At 65.1% G+C, this 13,110-nt stretch carries 9 protein-coding genes; 3 read left to right on the top strand and 6 right to left on the bottom strand.

What is annotated here, in order from left to right; all coding sequences use genetic code 11:
- Positions 1–552 precede the first annotated feature (552 nt).
- Positions 553–1,050: a septal ring lytic transglycosylase RlpA family protein gene (locus P6U29_RS01980; RefSeq protein WP_407116094.1), complete on the top strand. Its 498-nt coding sequence runs from the start codon at positions 553–555 to the stop codon at positions 1,048–1,050.
- A 438-nt stretch (positions 1,051–1,488) separates the two neighbouring features.
- Here the strand turns inward: P6U29_RS01980 and P6U29_RS01975 are convergent, their stop codons facing one another.
- Positions 1,489–3,699: a primosomal protein N' gene (locus P6U29_RS01975; RefSeq protein WP_407116093.1), complete on the bottom strand. Its 2,211-nt coding sequence runs from the start codon at positions 3,697–3,699 to the stop codon at positions 1,489–1,491.
- A gap of 111 nt (positions 3,700–3,810) precedes the next feature.
- Between P6U29_RS01975 and P6U29_RS01970 the strand changes: the two genes are divergently transcribed.
- Both P6U29_RS01970 and P6U29_RS01965 read left to right on the top strand, forming a co-directional pair.
- A complete protein-coding gene (locus P6U29_RS01970) occupies positions 3,811–4,776 on the top strand; it encodes a tyrosine recombinase XerC (RefSeq protein ID WP_407116092.1) in 966 nt (321 codons plus the stop codon).
- A 251-nt stretch (positions 4,777–5,027) separates the two neighbouring features.
- On the top strand, positions 5,028–5,618 hold the full coding sequence (locus tag P6U29_RS01965) for a DUF4337 domain-containing protein (RefSeq protein ID WP_407116091.1): 591 nt from the start codon (positions 5,028–5,030) through the stop codon (positions 5,616–5,618).
- 176 nt (positions 5,619–5,794) lie between these two features.
- Here the strand turns inward: P6U29_RS01965 and P6U29_RS01960 are convergent, their stop codons facing one another.
- The 5 genes from P6U29_RS01960 to P6U29_RS01940 form a co-directional block, all read right to left on the bottom strand.
- The gene (locus tag P6U29_RS01960; RefSeq protein ID WP_407116090.1) at positions 5,795–6,325 is read right to left on the bottom strand and encodes a hypothetical protein; all 531 of its coding nucleotides are present in this window, start codon (positions 6,323–6,325) and stop codon (positions 5,795–5,797) included.
- 34 nt (positions 6,326–6,359) lie between these two features.
- Positions 6,360–7,760: a dihydrolipoyl dehydrogenase gene (lpdA, locus tag P6U29_RS01955; protein WP_407116089.1), complete on the bottom strand. Its 1,401-nt coding sequence runs from the start codon at positions 7,758–7,760 to the stop codon at positions 6,360–6,362.
- 57 nt (positions 7,761–7,817) lie between these two features.
- On the bottom strand, positions 7,818–8,579 hold the full coding sequence (locus P6U29_RS01950) for an SDR family oxidoreductase (RefSeq protein ID WP_407116088.1): 762 nt from the start codon (positions 8,577–8,579) through the stop codon (positions 7,818–7,820).
- 55 nt (positions 8,580–8,634) lie between these two features.
- A complete protein-coding gene (gene odhB / locus P6U29_RS01945) occupies positions 8,635–9,873 on the bottom strand; it encodes a 2-oxoglutarate dehydrogenase complex dihydrolipoyllysine-residue succinyltransferase (RefSeq protein WP_407116087.1) in 1,239 nt (412 codons plus the stop codon).
- Positions 9,874–10,044: 171 nt separating this feature from the next.
- Positions 10,045–13,002: a 2-oxoglutarate dehydrogenase E1 component gene (locus P6U29_RS01940; protein WP_407116086.1), complete on the bottom strand. Its 2,958-nt coding sequence runs from the start codon at positions 13,000–13,002 to the stop codon at positions 10,045–10,047.
- Between the last annotated feature and the right edge of the window lie 108 nt (positions 13,003–13,110).

Raw genomic sequence — 13,110 nt, 5'->3', positions numbered from 1 at the left:
CACGGGAGGTGCCGGGCTCGTTAAAATCGCGGCTTTGCTAACATAGCAGGCGCGCAGGTGCAACATGACGCCAAATTAAAGGCACGAGGTTCGGTCGCCAGTTCGTCGCAGCCGGCGACGCCTCGAGAGCGACGGTGACGAGTTGGCGCCGATGGTCCTCCCACGTCGCGGAAATTTGGCGCGAGCCCTGTCGCGATCCCCTCCATTGGTTCCTGCCGCCAGCGCATAGCGGCCATGAACACGGATCGCTGAGGCGTGAATCCGACCTCGCCAGTTCCACCCGCGGAATACTTACCTAATTCTAAATGATCGAGGCGATGACTTCGCTTTACAGTAATTACAAGTAATCGGTAGGTTAATAAATCGTTAAAGCCGAAGATTACGGAACGTCGGCTGAATATCCTGCGCCGGTAACAAGATATTTCATGACGAAACAGAGCGGATTTACTGCCTAATTCACGCCTCATTAGGAATCGAAACGCCAACCCGCTCACAAACTGATGGGGGCTCCACTAGCCACATATGTGGCAATACTAGCTTAGGGACCACTAAATGCTGTCTTTGAAGACGCTGGGCTCTGTGACCCGGCCGCGCACGGCGATCGCTTTCGTTGCCGCAACTCTCCTCGTCGGTGGAACTGCCACCGAGGCTTCCGCCAAATCCAGGCATCACCGGCATCATCACCGCCACCACGCCCAAGCTGACACCAACGCGACCTCCGATTGGCGCAATGCCAATGCGTCGATGACGCCGACCTCCGGCACCGGCCACAGCTTCTCCGGCATGGCCTCCTATTACGGCAACGAGTCCGGCAGCCGGACCGCCTCGGGCCAGCGCTTCAACCAGAACGCCTTGACCGCGGCGCACCGCTCACTGCCATTCGGCACCAAGCTGCGCGTCACCCATCGCGGCCAGAGCGTGATCGTCACCATCAACGACCGCGGTCCGTTCATTCGCGGCCGTGTCCTCGACCTCTCCACCGGCGCTGCCCGCGCCATCGGCCTCACCGGCGCCGGCGTCGGCCGCGTCACCGCGGAAGTCGTCTCCTAAGGCGCGCTCCAAGCGCCTCACGCGCAGTTTTCATCGGTTTGATGCGCGCATGAAACAAGCCCGTGGTCTTGGGGGACCACGGGCTTTTTTTGTTGGCCATCATTGCCGCTCGTGTCCCGGACAAGCTGCAATGCGTGAATGTTGCGGCGTAGAGCCGGGACCCAGAAGCCGCGGAGCCCTGTGCGCCATGGGCCCCGGCTCTGCAGCGCAGCGCAGCGCTGAAGGGCGCCGCGCTGCGTCCGGGGCACGCGACGGCGATGGAGGCGCGCTCTCTCCACAATAGTAGGGTGGGCAAAGCATCCGCCGGCGCTCGCAGAGCGACGGCGGAGCGTGCCCACCAATTCCGTTGCCGCAATCGAGAGACACATGGTGGGCACGCCTGCGCCTTCGTTCTTCGAACGAAGACGCGCGCTTTGCCCACCCTACGAAGCTCGAGGATTACAAAAAGCTCTGCGGATCGACGTCGACTTCGAGCTTCAGATTGCCCGTCGGCTTCGGGCAAACCGCGAGCCAGTTGCGCAGGTAATCCGAGAGATCGAAACCGCGCGCCGATTTCACCAGGATGCGGAAGCGGTAGCGGCCCTTGATGACGGCGAGCGGGGCTTCCGCGGGCCCCAGCACCACGACGCGCTCGTCGCGGGGCGCGAGCGCGACGAGCTTGCGGCCGAAACCGTCCGCGCTGGGGCGGTCGCCGGCCGAGATGATCAGGCTCGCGAGCCGGCCGAACGGGGGATAGAGCGTCTTCTCGCGCAGATCGATCTCGCTGTCGTAGAAGGCCTCGCGATCGCAGGCGATCAGCGCCCGCATAACGGGATGATCGGGCTGGTGGGTCTGGAGATAGCCGACGCCGCGGCCCTGCTCGCGCCCGGCGCGGCCGATCACCTGATTGAGCAATTGCCAGGTCCGCTCCGCCGCGCGCGGATCGCCGTTGCTGAGGCCGAGATCGGCATCGACCACGCCGACCAGATTGAGCCGCGGGAAGTTGTGACCTTTTGCCACGAGCTGCGTGCCGATGATGATATCGACGCGTCCCTCCGCGATCTCGGCAAGCTCGGAGCGCATGGTCTCGATCGAGGTGATGAGATCGCTCGACAGCACCATGGTGCGCGCTTGCGGGAACAACGCCGCCGCCTCCTCCTGCAGGCGCTCGACGCCGGGACCGACGGCCACCAGCGATTCCTCGGCCGAACAGTTCGGGCAGATATGCGGGCGCGGCATCGAGAAACCGCAATGGTGACAGACCAGACGCTGGCGGAAGCGGTGATCGACCAGCCAGGCGTCGCAGATCGTGCAGGCGAAGCGATGGCCGCAGGCACGGCAGAGCGTCAGCGGCGCATAACCGCGGCGGTTGAGGAACAAGAGCGCCTGCTCGCGCTTTTCGATCGCGGTCCTGATCTCGCCGGCAAGCCGCGGCGAGATGAAGCGGCCGCGCGCGGGCGGCTCGCGGCGCAGATCGATCGCCTCGATATGCGGCATATGCTGGCCGCCGAAGCGCGAGGGCAGCGCAATGCGCTGATAGCGGTTCTTGCGCGCATTGACCTCGGATTCGACCGATGGCGTGGCGGAGGCCAGCACGACCGGGATCTTTGCGATATGCCCGCGCACCACCGCCATGTCGCGGGCGTGGTAATGCACGCCGTCGTCCTGCTTGTAGGCCTGATCGTGCTCCTCATCGACGACGATGAGGCCGAGATTGGCATAAGGGAGAAACAGCGCCGAGCGCGCGCCGACCACGACCGGTGCGGTGCCTGCGGAGATCGCGGCCCAATTGCGCGCGCGGGTGCGCGGCGTGAGTTCGGAGTGCCACTCGATCGGCCGCACGCCAAAACGCTGTGCGAAGCGGTCGAGGAATTGGCCGGTGAGCGCGATCTCCGGCATCAGGATCAACGCTTGCTTGCCGCGACGGATCACCTCGGCCACGGCTTCGAAATAGACCTCGGTCTTGCCCGAGCCGGTGACGCCATCGAGCAGCGCGACGTGGAACGTGCCGTTGGCCGCGAGCGCGCGCATGGTGTCGACCGCAGAGCGCTGCAGCGGCGTGAAATCCGGCCGGCCGAATTCCGGATCGGGCGCCGGCGGCGGCGGAGGCGGCGGCATCGGCTCCACCGTGAGCGTGCCTTCGTCGACGAGGCCGTCGATCACGCCTGAGGAGACGCCGGCTTCCTTGGCCGCCTCGGACTTGCCGTGCAGCAGCCGGTCCGATAGCAGCGCGATCACCCGCTGCCGCGCCGGGGTCAGCCGCTTCGGGGGATCGCCGACCAAGCGCACACCGGCGCGCGCCCGCTCGGGACCGAGATTCTCGCCCATGCGCAGGCACATGCGCAGCACCATGCCGCGCGGGCTCAGCGTGTAATTAGCGACCCAGTCGACCACCTGGCGCAGCTCGGGTTTCAAAGGCGGAATGTCGAGCTTCTCATTGACCTCCTTGAGGCGATTGTGCAGGCGCGGATCGGGATTGGCGTTTTCGCCCCAGACCACGGCCAGCACCTCGCGGGGGCCAAGCGGCACGCCGACGAGATCGCCCGCCTTCAGCTCCATGCCGCGCGGCACCTTGTAGGAATAGGTCTGGTCGAGCGCGACCGGCACCAGCACGTCGACCATGCGGGTCGCGTTGGCGGGGGCGGTGTTGCTGCGCGACGTGTGATCCATGAGCTGAGAATCGGAACCCGGGGACTTGAGGCTAGCGCCGCGCGGCGGCCTTAGCGAACGATAAACGAGTGTGATGCGATATACTGTGCGGAGTCACCACGTCCAGAGCGCATGAACAAAGCGGCCGCCCCACACATCGAGCTCGCCAGCGCCGATCCCTCGATCGCGCAGGAGATGGCGCGCTGGCTGTCGCATCTCGGCGCCGAGCGGCGACTGTCGCCGAAGACGCTGGAGGCTTACGGGCGTGACTTGCGGCAGTGCCTGGATTTCCTGTGCAGCCATTGGGGTGAGCGGGTGACGCTCGAGCGGTTTGCATCGCTGGAGGCCACAGACGTGCGCGCCTTCATGGCGATGCGCCGCGCCGACGACATTGCCGGACGCAGCCTGATGCGGGCGCTTGCGGGCCTGCGTTCGTTTGGACGTTTTTTGGAGCGTGAGGGCAAGGGCAAGGTCGGCGCGCTGTCTGCGATCCGCGCGCCAAAAGTCGCAAAAAGTCTTCCGAAGCCGCTGCCGATGGCATCGGCAAAGCGTCTTGCCGACGCTGACGAGCGCGCTGGCGAGGAACGCGATACCTGGATTTTGGCGCGCGACGCCGCGGTGATGGCCCTGCTGTATGGCTCGGGCCTGCGCATCTCCGAAGCGCTCGGCCTGAAGCGCCGCGAGGTGCCGCGGCCCGGCGAAGGAGACGTGCTGGTCGTGACAGGCAAGGGCAACAAGACCCGCATGGTGCCGGTGCTGCAGAACGTGCTCGAGCTGGTGCAGGAATACGCTTCGATGTGCCCGTATCCGCTGCCCGCCGACGGCCCCATCTTCGTCGGCGCGCGCGGTGGTCCCTTGAGCCCGCGCATCATCCAGCTCGCGATGGAGCGGCTGCGCGGCGCGCTGGGACTTCCCGACAGCGCGACGCCGCACGCGCTCCGGCATTCCTTCGCCACGCATCTGCTCTCGCGCGGCGGCGACTTACGCGCCATCCAGGAATTGCTGGGCCATTCCTCGCTCTCGACCACGCAGGTCTACACCGGCATCGATTCCGAGCGGCTGCTGGAAGTCTATGCCAGCGCGCATCCGCGGCGCTGAAGCCTTACAGGCTCTCATGCCCCGGCGCGGCGCAGCGCTCCTTCAGCGGTGCGCTGCTGAGCCGGGGCCCATGCCACCGCGCAATCGTCTGAAGCTTTCTGGGTCCCGGCTCAGCGTCGCAGCGTTACACGCTGCGCCGCGTCCGGGACACGAGCGCCGACAGACTGACATACTCTCGTCATAGCTCGCGTGCCTCTTGCGCAGCGCACGCGGTTCGGTCAATCGTTGCGGAACCGAGGCAGGAGGGATTTATGAGCGCACATGAAAGCATGGAGCATGCCGAGCACGCCGAACACGCGTCCGGCTCGAACAAGAAGATTGCGCTCCTGATTGCCGTGCTGGCGCTATTCCTTGCGATCTCGGAAACGCTCGGCAAGGGTGCCCAGACCGAATCGATCAGCAAGAACGTCGAGGCCGCGAATCTCTGGGCGTTCTTCCAGGCCAAGAGCATCCGCCGCACCGTCGTGCAGACCGCGGCCGAGCAGGGCAAGCTGACGCTCGCCGGCACGAGCGATGACGCGCTGAAGGCGTCGGTACAGAAGCAGGTCGACGACTGGACCAAGACCGCGCAGCGCTACCGCTCCGAGCCCGAGACCGGCGAAGGCACCGAGCAGCTCGCCGAGAAGGCCAAGCATGCGGAGCACGATCGCGACGAGGCCACCGCGAAATACCACCATTTCGAGCTGGCGTCGGCGGCCTTCCAGATCGGCATCGTGCTGGCGTCAGCGACCATCATCACCGGCATGTTCGCGCTCGCCTATGTCGGCGGCGTGCTGACGCTCGCCGGCCTCATCATGACCGCGCTCGGCCTGTGGTGGCCGCATCTGTTGCATTTGCATTGAGGAGCTGAGGCGCGTGGTTTGACGCCACACGGACAGTGTCATGCCCCGGCTTGACCGGCATCCAGTACGCCGCGGCTCCTCGATTCCATCACTACCGTCTCGGAGTACTGGATCGCCCCGGTCAAGCCTGGCGATGACAGCGAGTGTGTGGCGACGGTACCGAGTATGTAGCGCGTTCACCGCGCCTGGTGCACGCTCTTCCTGAAGCGCTGGATCAGGCGCAGCGTGCGGGAGGACCAGCCCTCGCCGTCGCCGGCGATCAGCTGGCGGATGCGGCGCTTGATCGGGTCGACCAGCTCCGCGGCCCTGGCGCGCACCTTCAGCACCAGATCATAGATCCGCTCGAACCAGTGCATCTCCAGGAGCTTGTCGCGCGTCACATCGAACACGAAGGCGGTGACGCCGACGCCGAGCATCTTCGCGAACACGATCGTGAACACTGCGCTGGTCCAGTATTCGTGCGCCAGCAGCCACAGGCCGACCAGCTTGAGCGGAAACAGCGGGATGATGGGGACCGCGAACACGATCAGCGTCATGGCCGGCGACAGCGCATCGACGCGCTCCGTCAGCCATTGCTTGAACCGCGCGAGCGGGATGGCTGCGACGACCTTTGCGACGATCGGTTCGAGATGGTCCCACAGCCAGGCTTCGATCAGGAAGACGATCGCAAGCAGGACCCAGACCGGTTGAAGGAGGCGGCGCAGCATGTGTTCCCCGCCCGTTTCGGTGCTGGGCGCGTCGCTACATATGGATGGCCCGCTTGCCGACTGCAAGCGCGGCTTCCTTGACCGCCTCCGAGCGGGTCGGATGCGCGTGGCAGGTGCGCGCGAGATCTTCCGCGCTGCCACCAAACTCCATGAGAACGCAGGCTTCATGGATCATTTCGCCGGCTTCGCGGCCGATAATGTGCACGCCGAGCACGCGATCGGTCTTCGCATCTGCGAGTACCTTCACAAAGCCCTCGGTGGTCTGGTTGACCTTGGAGCGGCCGTTGGCGGTAAAGGGAAACTTCCCGACGGTATAAGCTGTGCCTGCCTGCTTCAATTCCTCCTCGGTCTTGCCGACGGAGGACACTTCCGGCGTGGTATACACGACGCCGGGGATCACATCGTAATTCACGTGGCCGGCTTGCCCGGCGATGATCTCGGCAACCGCAACGCCTTCATCCTCGGCCTTGTGCGCGAGCATCGGGCCGGCGACGACGTCGCCGATGGCATAGACGCCCTTCAGGCTGGTGGCGAAATGCGGATCGATCTGGACGCGGCCGCGCGCATCGAGCGCGACGCCGGCTTCCTTCAGGCCGAGCCCGTCCGTGTAGGGCGCGCGGCCGATGCAGACCAGAACGACGTCGGCCTCGATGGTCTCGGCGGCACCGCCGGCAGCCGGTTCGATTTTCGCGAGCAGCGCCTTGCTGTTCGCTTCGACGCCGGTGACCTTCGAACCCAGCTTGAATGCAAATCCCTGCTTTTCAAGGATCCGCTGGAATTGCTTGGCGATCTCGCCGTCCATGCCGGGCAGAATGCGATCGAGGAATTCGACCACCATGACCTCGGATCCGAGCCGGCGCCACACGGAGCCGAGTTCGAGCCCGATCACGCCGGCGCCAATGACCAGCAATCTGCCTGGCACCTTTTCCAGCGACAGCGCGCCGGTCGAGGACACGATGCGCTTCTCGTCAATCTCGATGCCCTTCAGGCGCGCGATGTCGGAGCCGGTGGCGATCACGATGTTCTTGGTCTCGACCACCTGCGATTTGCCGTCGGCGGAGACTTCGACCTTGCCGATGCCCAAGATCTTGCCGGCGCCCTTGAGCACGTCGATCTTGTTCTTCTTCATCAGGAACTCGACGCCCTTGACGTTGCCGTCGATGCCCTGCTGCTTGAAGTTCATCATCGCCGGCAAATCGAGCTTCGGCGCGGGAACGCTCACGCCCATCTTGGCGAAGGAATGGCCGGCTTCCTCGAACATCTCGGAGGCGTGCAGCAGCGCCTTGGACGGCATGCAGCCGACATTGAGGCAGGTGCCGCCGAGCGTTGCGTTCTTTTCGACCACAGCCACTTTCATGCCGAGCTGGCTCGCGCGCACCGCGCAGACATAACCGCCCGGTCCGGTGCCGATGACGACGAGATCGTAGGTAGCCATGAGAGAAAGTCCCGTAGGTTTAGCGTGATGAGGATGTGTCAGCGTCCGCGCGGCGCATCAGCGTCCGCCGGACACATCGAGAATGGCTGAGGTGACGTAGGAAGCCTCGTCCGACAGCAGCCAGACGATGGCATTGGCGATTTCGTCGGCGGTGCCGACGCGCTTCATCGGCACAAGATGGGCCAGACGATGGGCACGATCGGGCTCGCCGCCGGCGGCGTGGATTTCGGTGTCGATCAGGCCCGGGCGAATGCCCGCGACGCGAATGCCCTCGTTCGCAACCTCATAGCCGAGGCCGATGGTGAAGGAATCGATCGCGCCCTTGGACGCGGCATAATCGACATAGGTGTTGGGCGAGCCGAGCTTGGCGGCGACCGACGACAGGTTGACGATGACGCCGCCCTTGCCGCCATGCTTGGTCGACATCCGCTTCACCGCCTCGCGCGCGCAGAGGATGGAGCCGGTGACGTTGACCGCCATGACGCGCTGGATGCGCTCGGCCGACATCTCATCGACCCGCACGCCGCTCTTGCCGACGATGCCGCCATTGTTGACGAGGGCCCCTAACGTGCCGAACTTGTCGGCTTCCCTGAACAGGTTGAGGATGTCGCTTTCCTCGGCAACATCGCATTTCACCGCGATGGCCTTGCCGTTGCTGGCCTCGATCTGCGCGACCACCTCGTCGGCGGCCGCCTTGTTGCTGGCGTAGCCGACCACGACGCGAAAGCCGCGCGCGGCTGCCGCAAGCGCGGTCGCCCGCCCAATGCCGCGGCTGCCGCCGGTGATGACAACGACCTTATCTGTCACGCGCGCCTCCATGGTTCAACACGCGCCGTCGCGTCAGTCGCGACGGCGCTTCCCAAAGCATTGGGGATCAGAGATCGAGCACCAGGCGCGCCGGATCTTCCAGGCTCTCCTTGACGCGAACCAGGAACGTCACGGCTTCCTTGCCGTCGATCACGCGGTGATCGTAGGACAGCGCCAGATACATCATCGGGCGGACCTCGATCTTGCCGCCGACGACCATCGGCCGCTCCTGGATCTTGTGCATGCCGAGAATGCCGGACTGCGGCGCGTTCAGGATCGGGGTCGACATCAGCGAGCCGTAGATGCCGCCATTGGTGATGGTGAAGGTGCCGCCCTGCATCTCGTCGATCTTGAGCTGGCCGTCGCGGGCGCGGCGGCCGAAATCGGCGATGCTCTTCTCGATGTCGGAGATCGACTTGTGGTCGCAGTCGCGCACCACGGGCACGACCAGGCCCTTGTCGGTGCCGACGGCGACGCCGATGTGATAATAGTTCTTGTAGATCAGGTCGCTGCCGTCGATCTCGGCGTTGACCGCCGGGATGTCCTTCAGCGCCTGCACGACGGCCTTGGTGAAGAAGCCCATGAAGCCGAGCTTGGCGCCGTGCTTCTTCTCGAACGCGTCCTTGTAGTGCGCGCGCAGCGCCATGACGTTGGTCATGTCGACCTCGTTGAAGGTCGTCAGCATGGCCGCGGTGTTCTGCACGTCCTTGAGGCGGCGCGCGATGGTCTGGCGCAGCCGGGTCATCTTGACGCGCTCTTCGCGCGCGGCGTCATCGGCCGGCGACGGCGCACGCACCTGAACGGCGGCGGCGGGCTGGTTGACCGGGGTCGGCGCGGACGCCGCACGCTCGATCGCAGCGAGCATGTCGCCCTTGGTGACGCGACCGTCCTTGCCCGAGCCCGGAACGGTGGAGGCGTCGATGCCGGTCTCGGCCGAGAGCTTGCGCACGGACGGGGCGAGCGGCGCATCGGCCGGGGGCGCCTTGGCGGCAGCGGGAGCCGGCGCGGGAGCAGCGGCAGCAGCAGGAGCCGCAGCCTTGGCCGGCGCGGCGGCGGGCTTGGCAGCGCCGGCACCGTCAGTGATCTGACCAAGTAGCGCGCCCACAGCAACGGTCGCGCCATCGGCGGCGATGATCTCGCTCAGCGTGCCCGCGGAGGGCGCCGGGACTTCGATGGTGACCTTGTCGGTCTCGAGCTCCACCAAGGGCTCGTCGACAGCGACGGGGTCGCCGGCCTTCTTGAACCAGCGGCCGATGGTGGCCTCGGTGACGGATTCGCCGAGCGTCGGCACACGAATTTCAGTCATGGTCTCTTCCTTAAGGGATCGCCAGTAGCGGTCATGAATTCAGATGTCATCGGCCGGCGAAAAGCAGGCCATCCAGCAAGCCGGACGTTTGCATTCACGTCACGGCTACTGGATGCCCCGCTTCGGTGCGCTGGTTGCACACGAGGCGGGGCATGACGCAGTTCAAAAAGTTCAGCTCAGTGCTTCGTCCAGGAACGCCTTCAGCTGAGCCTGATGCTTGGACATCAGACCCGTGGCGGTCGCGGCGGAAGCGGCGCGACCGACATAACGCGGACGCCGGCTCGCGCCGTTCACCTGGTTCAGCACCCATTCCAGATAGGGCTCGATGAAGTGCCAGGCACCCATGTTGCGGGGCTCTTCCTGGCACCACACCACTTCGGCCTTCTTGAAGCGCGACAGCTCGGCCACCAGCGCCTTCAGCGGCACCGGATAGAGCTGCTCGACCCGCATCAGATAGATGTCGTCGATGCCGCGCTTCTCGCGCTCCTCATAGAGGTCGTAATAGACCTTGCCGGAGCACAGCACGATGCGGCGGATCTTCTCGTCTGGAACGAGCTTGATCGCCTCGTTCGGCAGCATCTGGGCGTCATCGTAGAGGATGCGGTGGAAGGTCGTGCCCTTCGCGAGCTCCTCGAGACGCGACACCGCCCGCTTGTGGCGCAGCAGCGACTTCGGCGTCATCATGATCAGCGGCTTGCGGATCTCGCGATGCAGCTGTCGCCGCAGCACGTGGAAGTAATTCGCCGGCGTGGTCGGGTAGACCACCTGCATGTTGTCTTCCGCGCACATCTGCAGGTAACGCTCGAGGCGCGCCGAGGAGTGCTCCGGACCCTGGCCCTCATAGCCGTGCGGCAAGAGGCAGACGAGGCCGGACATGCGCAGCCATTTGCGTTCGCCCGAGGAGATGAACTGGTCGAACACGACCTGCGCTCCGTTGGCGAAATCGCCGAACTGGGCTTCCCACAGCGTCAGCGTATTCGGCTCGGCGAGCGAGTAGCCATATTCGAAGCCGAGCACGGCCTCTTCGGAAAGCAGCGAGTTGATGACCTCGTAGTGGCCCTGCTCGTGACCGAGATGGTTGAACGGCGTATAGCGGCTCTCGTCTTCCTGGTCGATCAGGACCGAGTGGCGCTGCGAGAAGGTGCCGCGCTCCGAATCCTGTCCGGACAGGCGGACGTGGTGGTTTTCGTTGAGCAGCGAGCAGAACGCCAGCGCCTCGCCGGTCGCCCAATCGATGCCGGTACCGGTGTCGATCGCCTTCGAGCGATTGTCGAGGAAACGCTGGATGGTGCGGTGAACGCGGAAGCCGTCCGGCACCTTGGTGATCTTGCGGCCGATGTCCTTCAGCGTGGCGATGTCGACGCCGGTGACGCCGCGCCGCGCATCCTCTTCCTGATCGGCGATCTTGAAGCCGGCCCACTTGCCGTCGAGCCAGTCGGCCTTGTTCGGCTTGTAGGAGGTGCCGGCCTCGAACTCGGCATCGAGCCGCGCGCGCCAGTCGGCCTTCAGCTTGTCGACCTCGCCCTCGGTGACCACGCCCTCGGCGATCAGGCGCTTGGCATAGAGCGACAGCGTCGAGGGATGGGCCGCGATCCGCTTGTACATGACCGGCTGGGTGAACGCCGGCTCATCGCCCTCGTTGTGGCCGTAGCGCCGATAGCACCACATGTCGATGACGACGGGCTTGTGGAACTTCTGCCGGAACTCGATCGCGACCTTGGCGGCGAACACCACGGCTTCCGGATCGTCGCCGTTCACGTGGAAGATCGGCGCGTCGATCATCTTCGCCACATCGGACGGATAGGGCGAGGAGCGCGAGTAACGCGGATAGGTGGTGAAGCCGATCTGGTTGTTGACGATGAAGTGTACGGAGCCGCCGGTGCGGTAGCCCTTCAGGTCCGACAGGCCGAAGCACTCGGCGACCACGCCCTGGCCGGCGAACGCAGCGTCGCCGTGCATCAGGAGCGGCATCACGGAGATGCGCATATCCGGCGGATCGCCGTGCTGGTCCTGCTTGGCGCGGACCTTGCCGAGCACCACGGGATCGACGATCTCGAGATGCGAGGGGTTGGCGGTCAGCGACAGGTGGATGCGGTTGCCGTCGAACTCGCGGTCCGAGGAGGCGCCGAGGTGATACTTGACGTCGCCGGAGCCTTCGACGTCCTCCGGGTTGGCGGAGCCGCCCTTGAATTCGTGAAACAGCGCGCGGTGGGACTTGCCCATCACCTGCGTCAGCACGTTGAGGCGGCCGCGATGCGGCATGCCGAGCACGATCTCCTTCACGCCGAGATTGCCGCCACGCTTGATGATCTGCTCCAGCGCGGGGATCAGCGATTCACCGCCGTCGAGGCCGAAGCGCTTGGTGCCGGTGAACTTGGTGTCGCAGAATTTCTCGAAGCCTTCGGCTTCGACCAGCTTCATCAGGATGGCTCTGCGGCCTTCGCGCGTGAACGAGATCTCCTTATCGGGTCCCTCGATGCGCTCCTGGATCCAGGCCTTCTGCGCGGCATTGCTGATATGCATGAACTCGACGCCGAGCGTCTGGCAGTAGGTGCGCTCGCAGATCGCGGTGATCTCGCGCAGCGTGCCGTATTCGAGACCGAGCACATGATCGAGGAAGATTTTTCGGTCGTAATCGGCTTCGCTGAAGCCGTAGGTGCGCGGGTCGAGCTCTTCGCGATTGCGCTGAGCTTCGATGCCGAGCGGGTCGAGCTTGGCGTGGAAGTGGCCGCGCATGCGGTAGGAGCGGATCAGCATCAGGGCGCGAACGGAGTCGCGCGTGGCCTGGAGGACATCGGCGGAGGAGATGTCCGCGCCCTTGGCCTGCGCCTTGGCGGCGATCTTGGCGCCGACCGCCTTCTCGACCTCGGCCCAGTTGCCATCGAGTGCGGAGGTCAGATCGTCCCGCGGGGTCAGCGGCCAGTTGTCACGCTCCCAGGACGGGCCTTCCGCGTTCTTGCCGATGTCGGTGGGCTGGTCGTTGAGGCTCTTGAAGAACTCCCGCCACTCGGCGTCGACCGAGGACGGGTCCTTCTCGTAGCGGGCGTAGATTTCGTCGATGTAGGTGGCGTTGGTGCCCTGCAAAAAGGATGACAAGGCAAAGGCTGCGTTCGCGTCCTGGCGAGACATACTTGAGTTCCTGGCGATTTCGGTTCGCGCATAACAAACGGCGCTGGCGCCGAGCTCCCCCGACAGGGCTCGACGCGACAGGCACCCTTTACCCTATTTGCTGCGAAA

It is taken from the genome of Bradyrhizobium sp. LMG 9283 (genome assembly GCF_045571415.1).
Classification (GTDB): Bacteria; Pseudomonadota; Alphaproteobacteria; order Rhizobiales; family Xanthobacteraceae; genus Bradyrhizobium.
The sequence above is the reverse complement of the archived record's forward strand: the minus strand, read 5'-3'. Positions and strand labels throughout refer to the sequence as shown.